Source organism: Kamptonema formosum PCC 6407 (assembly GCF_000332155.1).
In the GTDB taxonomy this organism is placed as follows: domain Bacteria; phylum Cyanobacteriota; class Cyanobacteriia; order Cyanobacteriales; family Microcoleaceae; genus Kamptonema; species Kamptonema formosum.
The window spans coordinates 2,470,400-2,488,621 of sequence record NZ_KB235904.1 but is presented as its reverse complement, the minus strand read 5'-3'; the positions used below and the strand labels follow the sequence as shown (position 1 = coordinate 2,488,621).

Annotated in this window: 19 protein-coding genes and 1 pseudogene; 11 read left to right on the top strand and 9 right to left on the bottom strand. The window is 43.9% G+C overall.

Going from position 1 to position 18,222, the window contains the following annotated elements; genetic code table 11:
• Positions 1-33: 33 nt before the first annotated feature.
• Together OSCIL6407_RS0128070 and OSCIL6407_RS0128065 are read left to right on the top strand one after the other, a co-directional pair.
• Complete coding sequence (locus OSCIL6407_RS0128070) at positions 34-393, top strand: VOC family protein (protein ID WP_026103886.1); 360 nt, start codon at positions 34-36, stop codon at positions 391-393.
• Entirely contained in the window at positions 393-1,682 is a 1,290-nt protein-coding gene (locus tag OSCIL6407_RS0128065; RefSeq protein WP_007356196.1) for a recombinase family protein, read from the top strand. Before OSCIL6407_RS0128070 ends, OSCIL6407_RS0128065 begins: the two co-directional genes overlap by 1 nt.
• A 32-nt stretch (positions 1,683-1,714) precedes the next feature.
• On the opposite strand, the gene OSCIL6407_RS0128060 is transcribed toward OSCIL6407_RS0128065, so the two are convergent.
• The gene (locus tag OSCIL6407_RS0128060; RefSeq protein ID WP_007356197.1) at positions 1,715-2,494 is read right to left on the bottom strand and encodes a hypothetical protein; all 780 of its coding nucleotides are present in this window, start codon (positions 2,492-2,494) and stop codon (positions 1,715-1,717) included.
• Between the two features lie 704 nt (positions 2,495-3,198).
• Between OSCIL6407_RS0128060 and OSCIL6407_RS0128050 the strand changes: the two genes are divergently transcribed.
• Positions 3,199-4,902 carry a SulP family inorganic anion transporter gene (locus tag OSCIL6407_RS0128050; RefSeq protein ID WP_007356199.1) on the top strand — a complete coding sequence of 568 codons (1,704 nt, stop codon included), beginning with the start codon at positions 3,199-3,201 and terminating at the stop codon, positions 4,900-4,902.
• A gap of 373 nt (positions 4,903-5,275) precedes the next feature.
• Here OSCIL6407_RS0128050 and OSCIL6407_RS0128045 read toward each other — a convergent pair whose 3' ends face one another.
• The 4 genes from OSCIL6407_RS0128045 to OSCIL6407_RS0128030 all read right to left on the bottom strand — a co-directional run bounded on the left by OSCIL6407_RS0128045 (position 5,276) and on the right by OSCIL6407_RS0128030 (position 9,141).
• On the bottom strand, positions 5,276-6,490 hold the full coding sequence (locus tag OSCIL6407_RS0128045) for a DUF790 family protein (RefSeq protein ID WP_007356200.1): 1,215 nt from the start codon (positions 6,488-6,490) through the stop codon (positions 5,276-5,278).
• Positions 6,491-6,505: 15 nt separating this feature from the next.
• Positions 6,506-6,967 (bottom strand): DUF3598 family protein, encoded by a 462-nt coding sequence (locus OSCIL6407_RS0128040; RefSeq protein ID WP_007356201.1) that lies wholly within the window; start codon positions 6,965-6,967, stop codon positions 6,506-6,508.
• 209 nt (positions 6,968-7,176) lie between these two features.
• Positions 7,177-8,715 carry a DEAD/DEAH box helicase gene (locus tag OSCIL6407_RS0128035; protein WP_007356202.1) on the bottom strand — a complete coding sequence of 513 codons (1,539 nt, stop codon included), beginning with the start codon at positions 8,713-8,715 and terminating at the stop codon, positions 7,177-7,179.
• Between the two features lie 159 nt (positions 8,716-8,874).
• Positions 8,875-9,141, bottom strand: a complete 267-nt coding sequence (locus tag OSCIL6407_RS0128030) for a hypothetical protein (protein ID WP_019487949.1) — start codon at positions 9,139-9,141, stop codon at positions 8,875-8,877.
• Positions 9,142-9,400: 259 nt separating this feature from the next.
• Here OSCIL6407_RS0128030 and OSCIL6407_RS37385 point away from each other — a divergent pair.
• Positions 9,401-9,585, top strand: a pseudogene (locus OSCIL6407_RS37385) (transposase); the annotation flags it as partial.
• A 166-nt stretch (positions 9,586-9,751) separates the two neighbouring features.
• A complete protein-coding gene (gene tftA / locus OSCIL6407_RS0128025) occupies positions 9,752-11,098 on the top strand; it encodes a hormogonium tapered terminus morphoprotein TftA (protein WP_007356204.1) in 1,347 nt (448 codons plus the stop codon).
• A gap of 53 nt (positions 11,099-11,151) precedes the next feature.
• Here the strand turns inward: tftA and OSCIL6407_RS0128020 are convergent, their stop codons facing one another.
• The gene (locus OSCIL6407_RS0128020) at positions 11,152-11,568 is read right to left on the bottom strand and encodes a hypothetical protein (RefSeq protein ID WP_007356205.1); all 417 of its coding nucleotides are present in this window, start codon (positions 11,566-11,568) and stop codon (positions 11,152-11,154) included.
• Between the two features lie 519 nt (positions 11,569-12,087).
• Between OSCIL6407_RS0128020 and OSCIL6407_RS0128015 the strand changes: the two genes are divergently transcribed.
• A complete protein-coding gene (locus OSCIL6407_RS0128015; protein ID WP_019487948.1) occupies positions 12,088-12,519 on the top strand; it encodes a Spy/CpxP family protein refolding chaperone in 432 nt (143 codons plus the stop codon).
• 222 nt (positions 12,520-12,741) lie between these two features.
• Positions 12,742-12,879 (top strand): hypothetical protein, encoded by a 138-nt coding sequence (locus OSCIL6407_RS38205; RefSeq protein ID WP_007356207.1) that lies wholly within the window; start codon positions 12,742-12,744, stop codon positions 12,877-12,879.
• Here OSCIL6407_RS38205 and OSCIL6407_RS0128005 read toward each other — a convergent pair.
• The 3 genes from OSCIL6407_RS0128005 to topA form a co-directional block, all read right to left on the bottom strand.
• Positions 12,876-13,136, bottom strand: coding sequence for a hypothetical protein (locus OSCIL6407_RS0128005; RefSeq protein WP_007356208.1), 261 nt, complete (start codon positions 13,134-13,136; stop codon positions 12,876-12,878). The two genes, OSCIL6407_RS38205 and OSCIL6407_RS0128005, sit on opposite strands and share 4 nt — an antisense overlap.
• A gap of 84 nt (positions 13,137-13,220) precedes the next feature.
• Positions 13,221-13,451: a hypothetical protein gene (locus tag OSCIL6407_RS0128000; RefSeq protein WP_007356209.1), complete on the bottom strand. Its 231-nt coding sequence runs from the start codon at positions 13,449-13,451 to the stop codon at positions 13,221-13,223.
• 149 nt (positions 13,452-13,600) lie between these two features.
• Positions 13,601-16,297, bottom strand: a complete 2,697-nt coding sequence (gene topA, locus OSCIL6407_RS0127995; RefSeq protein ID WP_007356210.1) for a type I DNA topoisomerase — start codon at positions 16,295-16,297, stop codon at positions 13,601-13,603.
• Between the two features lie 62 nt (positions 16,298-16,359).
• Here topA and OSCIL6407_RS35000 point away from each other — a divergent pair, with 62 nt between their 5' ends.
• From OSCIL6407_RS35000 to OSCIL6407_RS0127975, 4 genes are all read left to right on the top strand, one after another.
• A complete protein-coding gene (locus OSCIL6407_RS35000) occupies positions 16,360-16,545 on the top strand; it encodes a hypothetical protein (protein ID WP_148288942.1) in 186 nt (61 codons plus the stop codon).
• Positions 16,546-16,648: 103 nt separating this feature from the next.
• Positions 16,649-16,873, top strand: coding sequence for a hypothetical protein (locus OSCIL6407_RS0127985; protein ID WP_026103884.1), 225 nt, complete (start codon positions 16,649-16,651; stop codon positions 16,871-16,873).
• Entirely contained in the window at positions 16,870-17,172 is a 303-nt protein-coding gene (locus OSCIL6407_RS0127980; protein WP_007356212.1) for a type II toxin-antitoxin system RelE family toxin, read from the top strand. Before OSCIL6407_RS0127985 ends, OSCIL6407_RS0127980 begins: the two co-directional genes overlap by 4 nt.
• Positions 17,173-17,183: 11 nt before the next feature.
• A complete protein-coding gene (locus OSCIL6407_RS0127975) occupies positions 17,184-18,215 on the top strand; it encodes a DUF6745 domain-containing protein (protein WP_007356213.1) in 1,032 nt (343 codons plus the stop codon).
• The last annotated feature ends 7 nt before the right edge of the window (positions 18,216-18,222 follow it).

Here is an 18,222-nt window from a genome sequence, read left to right as displayed (position 1 = left end):
AATTACCAATTACCAATTACCAATTTAATGATTATGCAAATCACTCAATTTCTCCACGCTGCTATAGTTGTTAGTCACCTCGAAAAATCAGAATTTTTTTATGGAACTGTCTTAAACCTCTCCAAAGTTGACAGAGATTTAAAATTTCCAGGTGCATGGTATCAAATTGGTAACTTCCAAATCCATTTACTAGCCGCGTCAACAATTATAGACGATCGCGGAGATTCTGAAAAATGGGGGCGCAACCGACATCTAGCATTTTCAGTTGCGAATTTAAACCAAGCTAAAGAACAATTGATTGCCCACAATTGCCCCATACAAATGAGTGCATCAGGTCGCAATGCTTTGTTTACTCAAGACCCAGATGGTAACATAATTGAACTCAGCGAATAATGAAAATAATTGCTTATTCTTATAGCGATCCTCTACTTGAAATAGCACCGCCAGCATCAATTTGGGAAAGGGAAGTCGATCGCATCTATCAAGATTTAGGGGGACGCGAACAACTGCAACAACTCTTAAAAGACTGCCAATCGGAACCCCCAGAATATCTATTAATTCAGCGCGTGGAAGAACTGGGCGATACTGTGCAGCAAGTCTGCGATCGCCTCTCCCAAATTGAAGCTCTCGGTATTGAGTTAATTATAGAGGGAAAAACAGCTAATAGTCAAGTTTCAACTATTACCGATTTACTCAAATTACTTAACGAAATTCAACAGAGTCAACACAGCCGCAGCATTCGCAAAGGACACGCTAGAAACCGGATCAAAGCTCTTCCACCTCCCGGAAAAGCGCCCTATGGATATCGGCGGGGAAAAGACCGCTATACTGTCGATCGCAGCGCTGCACCAGCCGTTAAAGACTTTTTTGAACACTTTTTGCTCTATGGTTCCTTGCGGGGTTCTGTTCGTTATTTAGCCAAGAAGTACGGCAAGAAAATCTCTGTCAGCACGGGTCGCCGCTGGTTGACAAATCCCGTCTATCGAGGGGATTTAGAATATCAAAACGACCAGGTAATTTCTAATACTCATATTCCGATTATTTCCAGAGAAGAAGCGGCCCAAATAGACCGCCTTCTGCGCCGCAATCAGAGGCTCCCTCCCCGCACTGCTAGCGCCCCCCGTTCTTTGGCGGGTTTAGTAGTTTGTAAAGAGTGCGATTCAGCCATGACAGTTGCTAAAGTTACATCCCATCGCAAAGACCAAGAATATCTTTATTTGCGGCCGATTAGCTGTCCCCAAAAACCTAAGTGCAAAGCCTTATCTTATGAGAAGATATTATCACAAACTATTGAGGTAATTTGTCGAGATCTGCCCCTGGCTGTGGCAGAATTAACAATGCCAGATATGGAGGGAATTAAAGGAGGAATTGTGAGCGAGATCGCAGCTAAGCAAGAAATTATCGATCGATTACCTATTTTGACTGAAGAGGGGATTTTAGATGTAGAAACCGCAGAATTGCGAAGTTATAAACTGCGTACAGAAATTTCCGAACTGCAAAGCAAACTCGCACAGCTTCCGCCTGTGAATTTGCGCTCAATTGCTCAAGCTGTTTCTCTACCGCAATTCTGGCTAGATTTGTCAGAATCAGAGCGCCGATTCTACTTTCGAGAATTTATTAGTCAAATTGAAATTATTCGTCAGGATACAAGCTGGGAGATTCAAATTGTCTTTATTTTTTGAGGGTGGAAATAACGGTTTTGAGTATACTGCGACTAAGTTACATCTTGTGAGTAACTCTCAGGAGTAAGTGTTGCAGTTCTCATTTTTCTGGCGAAAATCTGAGTAGCATCCTCTAGGGTAACTTCGAGAATCAACTCATTTAATAATACGATAATGTAAGAGTGCAAAGCGTGGATAAAGATAACGATGCCTAGCATCTCTAAAACCTCCTCAATAGTCGCTAAGATTTTGTAGATTACGCTCTCTATCCCATTCACAGAAGCCTCGTATCCCCCAAGTAATTCCATACCCAAGGCTCCTCCAACGTATACAAATCCTGCCATCAAAAATAACTTTTTGAACTTGATAGGAAGGTGAGCGACAAATTTCAGATAATATAGCCCGAATATCGCTAAAAAAATGGCGGCGGGAACAACCCATGTAAATAAAAGAAAGCCGCTGGCGTTAAGTAAAGATTGCATCGGGTCAATTAATTTCTCGTGTAATTGTTTTGCCTCGTCCACAGAGAGATAAAAAAATATAGCCGATAAAATCATCCAGTGGCGCGTATACCGAGCTTTTTCTAAATTTTTAGCATAGGCGATCGCGCCTAGTAAGATTGCACAAAACAGCAATGTTGTAGCCGAGTAAAGCGTAGGAATGTTACGTTCGCTATCTAAATTGAAGGCGTTTGCGAAGTAAGTTATAAACGGGTGTTCGGGTAGGAAATAAAGCATCAACTGCCCAGCAATGGAGAGTAAGGCAAGACCTAAGATTACCTGGATCAGGAAGCGGCTAACTGTCCAGGGAGAGAGAGAAAGGGTAAATTTCATGAACCTAATTTTTAACTTTTACTTAAACTTTGGTTCACACCCAGGGCAGAGTAATTGAATGTTTGACTGAGCTTGCTTTGAGCTAAATCTAAGCTAACTCAACGTGCAAGCAGATTTTTTGCCCTCAGCTATAACGATGGTGAGTGAACTTGGTTAACTTTAGCTTAACGGTAAGTTAAATCTTTGGTTATATATCTTTAGGTATAAAAAAACGCGGAAAAAGTAAGAAATTTTTTTATTTTTTTCCTTACTTTTGGGGGAATTACATTACGGTAAAATCTGCAACAATTGACCCTCTTTTTTGGGTCGGAATGTGTAAGTTGTGACTGGGATAGGATTAAGCAAAAAACTAGGTTTGTCCGAGAATCGTCGCTCAATCGTGCCAGAAAGAGCGGTTTTATACACTCAAAAATATCTTGTAGCGATTGCAGTTGTGGCGCTGGTCTTAATTCCAGAGGCGATCGATTGCTGGAACGCGCTGATTCTATTCCCTTCTTCCTGAGCATCGAAGCATCGTAGTCCCTAGTCCCTAGCCCTGAGCATCGTAGTCCCTAGCTATATAAGTGGTTATGAGCATAGCCGCTCGGCATCTAGTTATTGGCAGCACAACCGTGCCAATGCTTCGCACCATTAATATTCCTGTATTGCTATTCCAGTAACAACAGCAGTATCATCTGCTCAAACCCTGGATATTAAATAACACCGTGTCGATCAAACTTGTAAACAGCATTCATTTGCGGAACCTGCGGGGCGATGTATTTGGTGGCTTGACTGCGGCAATTGTGGCGTTACCCTTGGCGTTAGCCTTTGGAGTTTCCTCTGGGGCGGGAGCGATCGCAGGTCTCTATGGCGCAATTTTTGTCGGCTTTTTCGCTGCTTTATTTGGTGGCACTCCCGCTCAAGTTTCGGGGCCCACTGGCCCGATGACGGTGGTGATCACTACTGTCATCGCTGCTTTGGTCGCACGTCACCCGGATACGGGGTTGGCGCTGGCGTTTACTGTCGTCATCTTGGGGGGACTCTTCCAAATTCTGTTCGGAGTGTTGCGTCTGGGACAGTACATTACCCTGATGCCCTATACCGTGATTTCTGGCTTCATGTCGGGGATTGGGGTCATCATTATCTCGATCGAAATTCCGCCGCTACTGGGCTATCAAGGAACAGGCGGAGTCTGGGGAACAATACAACAGTTACCGACCTATCTCAGTCAGCCAAACCCTGTGGCAACGGGGCTGGGGCTGCTGACGCTGGTATTAGTGTTTGCAGTACCGCCCAAGATTAATCGCATCGTACCCTCGCCTCTGTTGGCGTTGGTGGTCGTTACTATCATCTCAGTGGTGTTATTTCGCGATGCAGATATCCCGCGCATTGGGGCAATTCCTACGGGATTACCGACGTTGCGAATCCCTGCATTTAACCTTAGCGAGATGAAGGAGATTTTTCGCTATGGGCTGATGTTGGGAATTTTAGGTGCGATCGACTCTTTGTTAACCTCTTTAGTGGCAGATAGTATTTCACATACGCAGCATGATTCTGATAAGGAGTTAATCGGTCAGGGGATTGGCAATTGTATTTCTGGCTTATTTGGGGGCTTACCAGGGGCGGGAGCCACTATGCGAACGGTGGTAAATGTGCAGGCTGGGGGCAAAACTCCTTTATCGGGGATGATTCATGCGGTGGTGCTGTTGCTGATCGTGCTCTGGGCGGGGCCTTTAACGACGGTAATTCCTCACGCTGTGCTGGCGGGTCTTTTGCTGAAAGTTGGGATTGATATTATTGACTGGGGATTTATTAAACGCGCCCATCATCTATCCTTCAAAGGCACAGGATTGATGTATTTGGTGCTGTTGCTGACGGTTTTTGTGGATTTGATTACGGCTGTGGTGGTAGGGGCGTTTATTGCTAACCTACTAACGATTAAACGCTTGACGGATTTGCAGAGCGATCGCGTTCAAGCTATTACTAATCCGGCTCAGTCTAATCATAATTTGAGTCTGGGGGAACAAGAGATATTAATCCAGTCCGGGGAAGATATTTTGCTATTTCAATTGGGGGGGCCTTTGAGTTTTGGAGCTGCGAAGATCATCTCTGAGCGGATGTCAATGGTTAAAGACTATCAGGCTCTGGTGTTAGATTTGAGCGAAGTGCCGTCAATTGGGGTGACAGCGGCCTTGGCGGTGGAAACGATGGTGGAAAATGCAGTGAAGCGTCAACGTCATGTGTGGATTGTGGTGACACCCGGACAGGTTCAGCGCCGCATTGAAAAACTTCAGTTGCAACGTTTTTCTACAAGCAACAAATTGTCTCAGGTGGAAGATGGGGGTGTGTCGCCACAAATTCACCTGATGGAGAACCGCTTTGAGGCGTTGCGATCGGCTTTAGCGATCGTTCAACCTAAGATTCTTTAAGGAAGTCCATCGTTGTGATTTCAAGAGTAGCGATCGCCAACTGCAAGCGATCGTCAATGCCACCCAGTCACTCATCTAATAATATTGAAATGTACTCACCAAATAATTATTCAACCCTCTTATAATTGAGTGTTATTAAGCACTCTATTGCTCGTTTATGGCCCCAGAAACCGGGTTTTTGAGAGAATCTGTGGGTAAAAACGAAGTATTTTCGTAAAAAACCCGGTTTCTTTGATCTATCATTGCGAGCGAAGCGAAGCAATCGCAAGGCCAAGAGAAAAGCTCCGCTTCGCTCGCAATGACATGAGTAAATTTATTTATATCCGACTACTCGCTCGCAATGACATGGTAAATTATATTTATATCCGACTACTTAATCTAGCACTTCCAGCACTGCCTTGGGCAATAATTTATCTTTAAACCAGATAATCTTAGCCGGCACATCTTTCACCTGCACCCCCGCTTTTTCTAAATTCAATCTTTCTGAAATCGCCAAAATCAAATTATCGCATTCAGAACGTCGAACTTGAGAAAATTTCTTTTGCAAATATTCTGGTCGCCAATAACCGACAATTTCCAATAAAAATGACCTGCCATCGGGATGAACTAACCGAAAATCTGGAATCATCACGCTACCAGGAATTGGGATTAAATCAACTTCTCTCTCCAGTCGCCATTCTGTTTTTAGCGCATCCCACTTACCAGCAAATGACGCTTCTAACATACTATCATAAGGTTTACCGGGGGGATAGTGACTAACCAAGCCGCAATCCGAGTTAAAAGTAAATTTACCTGTTTTCCAAACACCACTATAAGGGTCACGATTTTGTAAAGTCGCGTGCAAACTCCATTTGGTAACGTGCAGCAACGCTGGTATCATTTTAGCTAAAGCAAGACCGTAACGAGTGCTTGGCTTAAATAAGCTTACAGGCCCATCAATTGTCAGAGTAAAACCTCGATCGGCATCACCTTCAATATAAGTCATTAATTGAAAGAGTTTAAGATAGCGAAATAATAGTTTATACTCCCCTGGATCGTTGCGATGGGCGTTTAATTGAACGTGACTGGCACGATAAAATATACCTTGGACTTGAGAAACATTATATCTATGTAATAAATCTTCTGGCGTTGGTGCATCAAATTGAGTAAGGATTTTATTCTCGGCTAAATCTGCGTATAAACCAAAACTCAATTCTGTAGGCAAAACCTCTCTATTTAACTCTTGACTCAGTTCAATTGCTACTTTTTCAAGAGTTAACAGCGTAGAATTACTGCTAGGTATTGACTGAGAAGCTAAGGCAAAAATTCGCTGCCTTAACTCAGATGGTTCTAGGGGACTAACTACCTCAAATGTACAAAAACCACTTCTGAGAAGATGAGCAAATCCTCGCTTAAGGCGATAGTCTGGACTATCGCCTTCTAATTCTTGTAAACCTCGATCTAGTTCGCCTTGAGTTGTGCCAATTGCTGCTTGAAAACAGGCAATCATTTCGCTAGCTGTATCTAGGTTTCTGGAATCGATATTGAGGCGTAGCGGGATGATTGACTCACCATTTTGGCGATGACTTAATAAATCACTCGGTAACATAAGCAGGGAAATTTTTTACTCAATTTTCCGTTCAGTAATTACCATCACTCCTCTGAGTTTTCCTTCTGGTGTCAAGCTTTGAGTAGTGCGGATTCGTTCATAAGCACTGACCAGATTAATAGTTTCAATAGCCCTCAAACTACCATTGGCGTTGTCCCACACTTGAAAAATTATCAGATCGTCTCCAAATTCTGTGGCTAATGTATTATAGTTGGAAAAAGGCGGGTTGGGACTTTCAATTTTCACTTTTCCTTCACCAACAACATAACCTATAAAGTTTTGAGTTTCAATTTTGCCATTGCTATATGTCTGAACATTGGTTTGTCTCCACTGATTGTCAATTATTCTCTGGGTAACAACCGCTATAAATCTCTGGATTTCCTTGCAGTCTCCATCGAGAATTGTCCAGTTTCCTTCCCAGACTCCAGTATTTTTCTGGAAAATTTTAAAGTTACTTAGTTGTAAGATATTGCTCATTTTTTTTGCTATCTAAGTCGAACGATTTAGGACTTACGCACTCTCCATGTTACAGCACTTTCCAGGTAAGTGAGGTACAGAGAAATCGGGTTTCTTGAATAAAACCGATTTCTGGCGATCAATAAGCGAAGAAACCCGGTTTCTGTGGTTCTCTGAGTAAGTATTATAATTATAAGATTATAACATGAGATTACACTAATTAGTAATACTCAATCTTGACTTTCATCATGATTTTCTCCCCATTTCGCCGGAGTTTCAGCAGCTAGCCTAGTAGTGGGCTGATTTACACCATAGATTAGTGTTGGCTTAATAAATTCCAATTGCTCATATTCTGGTTGTTCTTGTTCTTTCTCTTTAGATTTTTTAGGTTTTTCCGGTTTGCTTTCCCCCCGCCGCCGCTGAGAAGTGCGTTCTTCACTGGTGTTTTCTGTAACTACTTCATAGAGAATTGCTAACTTGTTTTCATCATTGCCTTTACGAAGCACTCGTCCTAAACGTTGTATGTATTCCCGTTCGCTTCCCGTCCCGGATAAAATAATAGCTATTCTGGCATCGGGAACGTCAACACCTTCATTTAGAACGTGGGAAGCAATTAAAGTGTTATATTCGCCGCTGCGAAATTGGGTAAGGATTTGATGGCGCTCTTTAACTGGCGTTTGATGGGTAATACTTGGGATTAAAAATTCTTGGGAAACGCGGTAAACAGTGGCGTTATCTGCGGTAAAAATTAGAGTGCGATGGGGGTAATGTTGGGCAAGTAAGCCTGCCAAAACTCTGATTTTTCCATCTGTACAAAGCGAGATTTCTTTGGCTTCGCGGTGTGCTAACATGGCACGACGACCGAGAGGCGATCGCGCACTCATCATCACAAAGTTTTTCCAACCTTCAAGGCTGGATAGCTTAATATTGGATTGTTTTAAGAATTCGTTACGAATTTTAATCAGTTCTTGGTAGCGATCGCCCTCTTCCTTTGACAATTTGACCATGATCTGAACTATCTTATGTTCAGCTAAAGCGCCCCCTGCCAGTTGTTCGGGCGTGCGACTGAAAACTGTAGGGCCGATCAGGGCGTTGAGGTCGCTGTGACGGCCATCGGAACGATCGGGTGTTGCTGTTAACCCAAGGCGGAAGGGTGCGATCGCATACTCAGCGATCACTCGATAAAAATCAGTCGGTAAGTGATGGCACTCGTCAAAAACTAGCAAACCATATTTATTACCCAAAGTTTCAGCGTGAATGGTTGCACTGTCGTAAGTAGCCACTAGAATTGGCGTTTTATCCCGCGAACCACCACCTAGCAATCCGATTTCAATATCGGGAAAAGCTGCCTTTAAATTCGCATACCACTGGTGCATTAAATCCAGAGTTGGCACTACAATTAGGCTACTGCGACCAGTTGCTTGCATCGCTAATTGTGCGAGGTAAGTTTTGCCCGATGCCGTAGGAAGTACCACAACGCCTTTACTACCCGCTTGTTGCCAAGCTGCTAAGGCTTCTTCTTGATGCTGATAGGGCGGCATTTCAACGCTGGGGACGAGTTCGAGTTGTTGATATCCCTTTGCGTCGTCAGTGTAGTTAAGGCGTTCCGCTTGCAACGCTTCTAGCAGAGGCCGATAGTGAATAGCCGGAATCCGAAATTTTTCCACGCGATCGTCCCACGTCGCAAAGTCCACCCAGGCTTTGCCTCTGGGTGGTGGATGCAGGAGTAGAGTACCGCGATCGAATGTTAAGGTAGGAGTCCGAGGCATTGGCTGAGGGATTTATTCATGCCTCTTTTATTTTAATTGTTAATTGTTAACGGTTAACTGTTAACTGTTAACTGTTAACAAATCGCAAGAGTAGGATGGGTTTCCCAAAGCGCTCAACCCATCCTCCAAATAATTTCGTTTTTTACTTTGAGACTGAATCTAAATCTGGCTACAAAATTCATCAATGCCGAGCAAAATTTCGCCATAGTCAGGAATCCAAGCTAGCCATTTATCTTCAGAATATTGGCACAAAAGCCAAGCTTCATCAAAGCTGAAGGCTGTCGGAGGGTTAAATAATTTGACCCAGGTGGAGGGAGCAAACTTGGGTGAAGCTGAGGTAGAGCGATCGCGAAATTTATCCCACACGCCTGCGTTTACAATACTTGCTGGCGGTTGCCAAGCGCGAATATCTGATTGAAGTTTCATAATTAATCCTTATGGGGCGAACGGGCTGCGCCAAGGTGAGGTTGTAGGCTTCAACACAAAGCGAAGGCGCAGAAAAATTAATTCTGTAATTTATGATACAGATTTTTTAGAGATAACGTGAGTGCTTGTCTCAAAACTTTACAATATGGCAGAAGGCAGGAGGCAATCAAAGAGGGTGGAAGCAATCGTAGGCGTAGCCAGTCGGAGGCATCGCGTCTGATGTCGCCTTGGCGGTTAAGACTTACCTATTCCCTTCTTCCTGAGCATCGGAACGCTTGAAACAGTAAAACAACTTCGCGAAAACCAATATTGGCAATACTTTATAGGTCAATCAACCTACAGTAATTACCTACCATTTGACCCATCACTAATTAGTCCACTTTCGACGGGCGTATCAGAGGAAACTTAATCAAGAGATTCAATGAACGAATGGTCAATAAAATACTGGGAGCTACCCCAAATCAGTTATAAAAAACATCATCTCTGCTGTGACTCTTCCCCTGTGCCGCCTCTGCGGTTCGCTCAAAAAAATATAGTTCACAAATTATCAAATATTCCTATAACATTTTAAATTGACTTAGTTGAATCTAAAATCTAAAATCCAAAAGATATGGCTAGAATTTTTTTATCAGCAGCTCACGGTGGCTTTGAAAATGGAGCAAGAGATCCCGGAACGATCGCAGGTGGTACAACAGAAGCCAAGGAAATGATCCTGATTCGCGACTTGGTGGTAGCTGAATTGCGATCGCGAGCTGTCGAAATTATAGCAGCACCCGACGAACTCTCTCAAGAACAAACTATTGACTGGATTAACGCCCGCTCTCGCAAAGGCGATTTAGCCTTAGAAATCCAAGCTAGCGGGGCTTCTAACCCTTCTGTTCGCGGCGCAACAATTTTTTACATTGCAGCCAATAACGAACGCAAAGCTGATGCTGAAATGCTAATCATGGCCTTGCTGCGGCGGGTTCCCCAATTGCCCAATCGTGGAGCGAAACCAGACAGCGCTACTGGTTTGGGGCGATTGATATTTTGCCGATGGATTCTCATTCCTTCGGTACTACTTGAAATTGGCTATCTCACTAACCCCGACGATCGCGCCTTAATTCAAACTCGCCGCCGCGACATCGCCTTGGGAATCGCTGATGGTTTGTCAATGTGGATTACAGGCGGTTCCATCCCCACTCCCCCCCCCAATACATATTTTCCGATCAAAATCAACATCAACGGTCAAATTTATGGAGAGCAGGGAGTTTTAATTAATGGCAATTCCTACATCCCCATTGATTTAGTAGATAGATTGAAAATTGACTTATCTAAGCTTTCCAGAGTTAACCGCGTCAACTACAAAAACATCGTTTATGTCAAAGCAATTGAACTGCGAGACTTTAATATTTCCGTGACTTGGGACAATCCCAACCGCGCTGTAGTTTTGCGGTCTAACTTTAAGATCGATCCGGGTAACATCGACAAAATTATGACACCAGGAAGTGCAACTGAAGTGCAGTTAATGATGTTTTTAAAGACGAATAACGAGAATGTTTTAAATAATTTTCCCGATATAGCTAAGCTTTATCGAGAGGAAGGGACTATTGAGGGCGTTAACTACGATCTTGCCTTTTCTCAAATGTGCCTAGAAACTAATTTCCTGCGATTTGGCGGAGAAATCCGCCCGACTCAAAATAATTTTGCCGCTTTGGGCTCTGTAGGAGGTTCTACGGAAACTGCATCTTTTCCTAGTGCCAGAATTGGCGTAAGAGCTCACATTCAACATTTAAAAGCTTACGCCAGCACAGAGCCATTAGTGCAGGAGCTTGTCGATCCCCGATTTCGCTTTGTCACACGGGGAATTGCTCCTTTAGTAGATCAGCTTAGCGGACGCTGGGCGGCTGATGTGCAGTACGGCTCTAAAATTTTGACTCTCGTTAAAAGGCTCTACGAAATCGCAGGTTTGATGTAAAATTCGCCACAGTTAACAGTTAACAGTTAACTGTTAACTGTTAACTATTCACCCTAGATAACTCCCGGCCCTTTACCGCGCGCGTCCTCTTCCATTGTCAGCTTTCCAGTTTCGTCGTTGTCTTTTTTGAGTGCTTTGATTGCTTCGGCACGCTCGCGAGCTTCTGCTTCCTCTTTTGCCCGCAAGTCGCCGGGTTCATTAATGTACATTTCGGGTTCGATCGCATAATTGTTGACTAAACCCTCTTTATCTACGGTGTAACCATCCGTAGTCCGAATAGCATCAGGATCGGCTGGCTCGTCAATATTGGAATCTTGTAAATCTGTTTCTGTGCGAATGTGCATAAAACCCTCTCCCTCACGCTCTTGACGCGCTGCTGTCTCCGCCGGAGTAATTCCCCGATCGTAGTGAGGAGCTTCCATATTTTCTTCAATGCGTTCGTCTGTAGGTGTTTGTTTGCTAATAGACATGAGGTTACTCCTGAGTATTTATTCAAAAAAAATCTTTGCTTTATATTTCAAGACTAGCTTAAACAAAATGAGGAATAAACTATCGTTGGTTGTAGTTTAGGGTACTCTAATTAGATTTATAAAATACTATAAATATCTGCCTTTAGATTGATTGCATTAATTTAATTGCGTGCATTCCTGGGAATCTTCCTGAAAAGCCAGCATACACTCAGTAGGCTTAACAGGGCTTACGCACCCAACCTCATAAACCGGGTTTTTTTACGAAAATACTTCGCCCTTACCCACATACGATCTCAAAAACCCGGTTTCTGAAGCCAAGCTTAAGTCCTACTTAATAAAGCCTGCCATTATTAATCGGGTTTCGCACTCAAGGTCAATGGTGATCTATCTTTCAAGTCACAGAAAAAACAAATTTTTCCGAACAGTGAACCTTTCCCCAACCTCACCCTGTCTAAAAGAATACAACAAGCAAACAGGCTGGTTTACACCAACCACTTAAATTTTATCACAGCGATCAAAATGAAGAAACATTTGTTATTTCTGCCCGGAGTAATTGCCTTAATTATTGCTGCTGCTCCTGTAATTCCTGCATTTACCAATAATGCCGTTGCTACTGATGCTCAACCAGGTAGAGCAGGTGGAGCGAGAGCGAAATCTAATCAACTGAATTTGACTGATGCTCAAAAGGCACAAATGAAGCAAATTCGAGAATCTAGCCGCCAACAAATGGATGCTATTTTCACTCCAGAGCAAAAAGAACAACTGCGTACAGCTCGGCAACAACGACAAAAGCCTAACCTGAATTTGAGTGAAGCTCAAAAAGCGCAACTCAAAGCGATTCGGGAAAATACAAAGAGTCAGATGGATGCGATTCTGACTGCTGAGCAAAAGCAAAAACTTCAGGAAATGCGCTCTTCTCGTCAGGGGAATAAGCCAGGTCAGCCTCAATAAAACAGACAGTCTGTAATGGTTATTTAATTTAATCAAAAAGCGGAAGGGAAAGATAAATTATTCTCTTTCGCTTTCTGCTTTTGAATTAATACCAATTGTGATATACTGCTAATAATACAGCAGGTAGAAAATCGTACAACTCGCTCTTGAGATATTTCAATTCGCAATTCATCACGCCAAATTCAGAGCAAGAATAAGCGACGTAAAGCAGGTGGTTATTACTTGATACCTCAAGAGTTACGCCTTGCCTTAGAAGAAGCTTATCCAGATGCAATCGATGGGGCTGCATTAGAGGTAGAGTCAGGGCGTTATGAATCAGAAGAATTAGAAACTGCTGTAGCACAACTCAAACAATATTAGCCCAGAGGTGATGGAGGTGGCATCTCTAAAAGTTCCAAAACTATAAGCAGCGTGTATTTATGATCTACAGCATAAATAACTCTATACTTTCCTACAGCGAAAACTCTAAGTATTTCTGGGCTGCCAGTTCTAAAATTTTCTACGTATAGTGATATTCTGTTCAGTTCAGCCCAGATCAGTTGATAAATCTCGTTATCATTTTGTTCTAGGTATTCCAGTTTTTCTGATACGGGGAAAGCTTCAATTCTATAGGGCATCCTTTATATTACTTCTAGTTAGTCTGATGTTGGAGCAAGGAAGAGATTGTTCTATCTTAGTTGGTTGAGATAATTATTCATACATTATGCACTGACACCACCCGCCCTAACTAGAGCATTGCGAATAGCATCTTGCTCTTCCGCAGAAAGCTCCTCGAATCTAAGAGATTTCTCTGTTTCTGCGGCTGCACCGACCTCATGGAAAGCTACTCGGTAATCTGGATTAAGTTGAGCTAGCTCTCTTTTGGCAATTTCAGCAACTATCTCACTTATGGGACGGCTTTCACTGGTGTTTGTCGTTGCTTGTCTTGTCATTGGTTTTTGCCTCTTTAGTTCTTGTAGACAGATATATCTCTAAATTCTAGCCTGTCTAGTAAAATAATTCAAGTAGTTGGGTAAGAGCGATCGCTCTTTATTTGTACTGTAAAATAACCTGGTTCCTTGAAAGAAACCAGGTTAATAACTTACTTAGCTTTCTTCTTCGTCGCCGTTGTAGTTGTCGCTTTCTTAGTAGTTGTCTTAGCCGCAGTTGAGGACTTAGCGGCCGTAGTTGTCTTAGTTGACTTCTTCGACTTGCTAGTAGAGGTTGTCCCGGAACTTTCCTTAGCGGCTAAAAGGTCGAGCGCTCTTTCTAGGGTAAAATTCTCCACAGGTTCATCCTTCGGTAAAGAAGCATTGATCTTGCCATGTTTCACATAAGGGCCGTAACGTCCATCATAAACATTGATTGGTTCGCCATCGGCGGGATGATTACCCAAAACTCGCAAAGGTTCGACAGTTTTGCTACTTTTTCCCCGACTAGCTTTTGGCTGTGCTAACAACTCTAAAGCACGTTCTAGAGTAATTGTGATTACATCATCGCCAGCTTTCAAAGAGCGATATTCCTTGCCTTCCTTACCGCGATCGCTAACTACATAGGGCCCATACATCCCTAAACTTGCCTGAATTTTTGCCCCCGTTTCTGGGTGTAACCCCAAATTGCGCGGCAAAGATAGTAAACCAACGGCCATTTCTATCGTGACATTTTCCTTTGTCACCCCTTTTGGTAAAGAAGTCCGTTTAGGTTTCTTATTCTCCTCAGTTGCTACACCTAACTGCACGTAAGGGCCGTAATTTCCGACAAGAATGTAGATAGGTTCCCCTAACTCCGGGTGCATTCCTAATTTTTCTGGGCCTTCGGTTTTTTGCCGCAGAATATTTTGAATTTGTTCGGGATCTAAATCTGCTGGTGTTAAATCACCAGGAATAGAAGCTGTCACCATGCCTTCGGGACTTTCTGCCTCAATGTAAGGGCCGAATTTGCCGATACAGACTTTGGCGGGTAAATTTTCTAATTCTACAGTCCGGGCAAGTTTAGCATCAATCTCAGTGTCGCCACTTTTAACTAATGTTTGTAGACCAGTTTCGCCTAGATAAAATTTTCGCAGGTAAGGCAACCATTGAGCTTCGCCGGTGGCAATTTCATCTAGTGTTGCTTCCATTTTAGAAGTAAAGCTAGTATCTACCAAGTCAGGAAAATGTTTTTCCAACAATGCCGTGACTGCAAAGGCGGTGAAAGTAGGAATTAAAGCATTTGCTACTAACTTGGCATAGCCGCGATCGATAATTGTGCCGATGATGCTGGCGTAGGTACTGGGACGACCAACGCCTTCACTTTCTAGAGTTTTAACTAAAGAAGCTTCGGTAAATCTGGCGGGGGGTTGAGTTTCGTGACCGATCGCTTCTAATTCTGTACAATTAGGGCGATCGCCTACTTTCAAAGGCGGTAAAATTACCTCTTGGTCTTCCAAAGCTGCATCCGGATCGTCGGAACCTTCCACGTAGGCCCGCAAGAAACCGGGGAAGTCGATGCGTTTCCCGGAGGATCGAAACCCTGCATCTTCTACCTGCAACTGTACGGTAATGTGAGTTTGGCGCGAGTCAGCCATTTGCGAGGCGACTGTACGTTTCCAAATTAAGTCATAAACTCGGAAATCTTGACCTTCTAACCCTGTTTCCTGGGGTGTGCGGAAAGTGCTACCTGCGGGTCTAATCGCTTCGTGGGCTTCTTGTGCGCCCTTGCTTTTGGTAGTGTATTTACGCGGTTGGGGACTGAGGTATTCGTTACCGTAGAGTGCTTGAACGCAACTGCGGGCGGCCTCGATCGCTTGTTCGGACAAATGCACTGAGTCAGTCCGCATATAGGTAATAAAACCCCGTTCGTACAAGCCTTGGGCAACTCGCATGGTTTCCCTGGCACTCAACCGCAGTTTACGGTTAGCTTCCTGCTGCAAAGTCGAGGTGGTAAAGGGTGGCGAGGGTTTGCGGGTGACGGGCCGTTCCTCGATGTTGGCAACATTCCAGGGTTTATCTAGGAGGCGATCGCGCAACGCATTAGCCTCTTCCTCATTCAGCAACAACACATTGCGGCCGGCAGCAATACGCCCCGTACTTTCATCAAAGTCAGCGCCTGTGGCAACTTTCACATTGCGGACGGTAACGAGTTTGGCATCAAATTCACTGCCCTTTTGCCCTTTCTTGGCATTAGGCGGAGTCAAAGTTGCTTTTAAATCCCAGTAACTCCCTTGGCGGAAAGCGCGGCGATCGCGTTCTCGGCGGACTAAAAGCCGGACTGCAACTGACTGAACCCGCCCCGCTGATAGGCCTCTGGCGATTTTTTTCCATAACAGAGGAGAAACAGTGTAACCCACCAGCCGATCCAAAATTCGCCGCGTTTCCTGGGCCTGCACTACGCGATCGTCGATGCTGCGACAGTGAGTTAAGGCGCTGCGGATGGCTTCGCGGGTAATTTCGTGAAAGACCATCCGTTTGATCGGGACTTTGGGCTGGAGGACTTGCAACAAGTGCCAGGAGATGCTTTCACCTTCGCGGTCTTCGTCAGTAGCCAGAATAAGTTCGTCGGCTTCTTTGAGTGCGTCTTTGAGTTCTTTAACTATTTTCTTTTTATCTTTGGGGATAACGTAAAGCGGTTCAAAGTCAGCTTCCACGTTTACGCCCAATTGCGCCCATTTTTCTCCTTTGACGGCTTCGGGAATTTCTTCGGCGGAGGATGGGAGGTCGCGCACATGACCCATTGATGCCTCTACGCGGTAGGTAGAGGGCAGGAAGTTGCGAATGGTGCGGGCTTTAGTAGGAGATTCGACGATGACGAGGGTTGACATAGCACATCTTTTAAGGATAGCGGCGAGGCTAGTAATTTCTAGTGAGCGATCGTTTAAGCCGGATGTCAAGGGGTCGGCTCGAAGCAATGGCTTTTTTTGCTAAGGCAGAGGCTACCTCATTTCACGCTATCTCAATTTTTAACTTAATGGTGAGCGATCGTGTGGGAGGTAATGGGGCGATCGGTGATGTGGGGCTAGTTTTTTGGCAAAGGCTGCCTCAGCTTAGCTTAGATTGGGGGAAATTGTGACTGACGGCGGGTTTGAAGGATCGGGTTTAGGAAGATGCGCTGATTCTAGTTTATGGGGAAAGTTGCGCTAAAGTATAGTCAAAATTGTATGGGAGCGATTTGCATGACTGGGCTGGAAGTTTTACATTCTGTCCAATTTGTCACTGTCAAAGGAAAGCATTTAGCTGTTCTGAGTGCCGAAGATTGGGATGTGTTGATTGAATGGTTAGAGAATTTGGAAGATGCACAAATTGCACAGAAAGCATTTGCTAATTTGAAAGCTGCGGGGGGCGATCGCACGTCTGCCGGCTGGTTGAAATGGGATGATGTAGAGCAGGAGTTAGAGTGAGCAATTACACTGTTTACATCGCGCCAGAAACATTTCAAGAAATCAAAAATCTCCCTGGCAATATACGGCAGCGAGTTAGGCAAGCCATTAGAGAGTTAGGGGAAAATCCGCGTCCCTCTAACAGTAAATTGTTAGATACACCTAATTTTGATCGGGAACTATGGCGGCAACGTATAGATAATTGGCGGATAGTTTATGCAATTACGGAACCAGATAAGTTGATAGATATTGTGGCCGTCCGTAAACGCCCACCTTATGACTATGGAGATTTGGAGAGATTGTTTGAACAATTAGAGTAAAGGTAATAAAAATGATTGACAAGCTTACACCTGAGCAAGAGGCTTTGATTCCAGTCTATCGGGAAAAGTGGAGAGCGATTGCGCTTTCTACTGAACCCATTGACCGCGAAAAAGCCGCTGATGCAGTCAAAGCTGCCTATGCTTTGCTGGACGTGAAACCTCCAGAATTTATTTTTAGTAGCAGTCCGTATGAACCTTTAAATGCTATTCTTAACGATGAAGAGAGTGAATTGAAGTATCAGCGCAGGGTGGAATTCTACGAGTTAAATACGGAGCTATACAAGCAACAAGGCAAATTGCAAAATTGCATAAACTGGAGAAATTTTTTAAAAAAATTCAATCACGCTTTAGGAAGTGGATTCTCTAGGCAACTGGTAGACGAACTACCCCGGCAATTAGGTACACCACTTTTTGGGAGTAACTATTATTATTCTATTGAACCTGACTCATGGGCTCGTGAATGTAGTTATTACGACTTCTGTATTTCGATATTAAACTTTAAATACGAAGATGAAAAATGGTCAGTGGTGCAATCCCTAGTCAAGAATTGTGGCTGGATTTTTCCTTATGATAAAATTTGCTATGTATGCGATCGCCCCCGCATACTCTGTTTCGACTCTCAAGAGCGACTCCACGCCGAAGGATCGGCAGCAATTCAATTTGCTGATGGTTTCAGCGTGTACGCCTATCACGGCGTGAGATTACCTGAACAATACGGAAAAGTTCACCCTCAACAGTGGCGTTCAGAATGGCTATTATCAGAGGATAACGCCGAAGTTAGGCGAGTGCTAATTCAAGGAATAGGTTATAATAGAATTTGCCAAGAATTGGCAGCGGTAGAGTTAGATATTTGGCAAGAATACACGCTGTTAAAAATAGATAATAATGTCGATGTTGAGGCAATTTATTTGTTAAAAATGACTTGTCCTAGTACCGGACACATTCACGTTTTGCGCGTACCGCCTGATGTAGAATCAGCTAGGGAGGCTATTCGGTGGGTGAATTGGGGAATCGATCCAGAGGAATTTGTTGTACAAACTTAAAGGAAAC

Coding starts and splice junctions, on each gene's coding strand:
- OSCIL6407_RS0128045 (WP_007356200.1), bottom strand. CDS start 6,490: ATGTTACCGAGTGATTTATTAAGTCATCGCCAAAATGGTGAGTCAATC.
- OSCIL6407_RS0128040 (WP_007356201.1), bottom strand. CDS start 6,967: ATGAGCAATATCTTACAACTAAGTAACTTTAAAATTTTCCAGAAAAAT.
- OSCIL6407_RS0128020 (WP_007356205.1), bottom strand. CDS start 11,568: ATGTCTATTAGCAAACAAACACCTACAGACGAACGCATTGAAGAAAAT.
- OSCIL6407_RS0128035 (WP_007356202.1), bottom strand. CDS start 8,715: ATGCCTCGGACTCCTACCTTAACATTCGATCGCGGTACTCTACTCCTG.
- topA (WP_007356210.1), bottom strand. CDS start 16,297: ATGTCAACCCTCGTCATCGTCGAATCTCCTACTAAAGCCCGCACCATT.
- OSCIL6407_RS0128015 (WP_019487948.1), top strand. CDS start 12,088: ATGAAGAAACATTTGTTATTTCTGCCCGGAGTAATTGCCTTAATTATT.
- tftA (WP_007356204.1), top strand. CDS start 9,752: ATGGCTAGAATTTTTTTATCAGCAGCTCACGGTGGCTTTGAAAATGGA.
- OSCIL6407_RS0128060 (WP_007356197.1), bottom strand. CDS start 2,494: ATGAAATTTACCCTTTCTCTCTCTCCCTGGACAGTTAGCCGCTTCCTG.
- OSCIL6407_RS0127975 (WP_007356213.1), top strand. CDS start 17,184: ATGATTGACAAGCTTACACCTGAGCAAGAGGCTTTGATTCCAGTCTAT.
- OSCIL6407_RS0128065 (WP_007356196.1), top strand. CDS start 393: ATGAAAATAATTGCTTATTCTTATAGCGATCCTCTACTTGAAATAGCA.
- OSCIL6407_RS0128000 (WP_007356209.1), bottom strand. CDS start 13,451: ATGACAAGACAAGCAACGACAAACACCAGTGAAAGCCGTCCCATAAGT.
- OSCIL6407_RS0128070 (WP_026103886.1), top strand. CDS start 34: ATGCAAATCACTCAATTTCTCCACGCTGCTATAGTTGTTAGTCACCTC.
- OSCIL6407_RS0128030 (WP_019487949.1), bottom strand. CDS start 9,141: ATGAAACTTCAATCAGATATTCGCGCTTGGCAACCGCCAGCAAGTATT.
- OSCIL6407_RS0128005 (WP_007356208.1), bottom strand. CDS start 13,136: ATGCCCTATAGAATTGAAGCTTTCCCCGTATCAGAAAAACTGGAATAC.
- OSCIL6407_RS0127985 (WP_026103884.1), top strand. CDS start 16,649: ATGACTGGGCTGGAAGTTTTACATTCTGTCCAATTTGTCACTGTCAAA.
- OSCIL6407_RS35000 (WP_148288942.1), top strand. CDS start 16,360: ATGTCAAGGGGTCGGCTCGAAGCAATGGCTTTTTTTGCTAAGGCAGAG.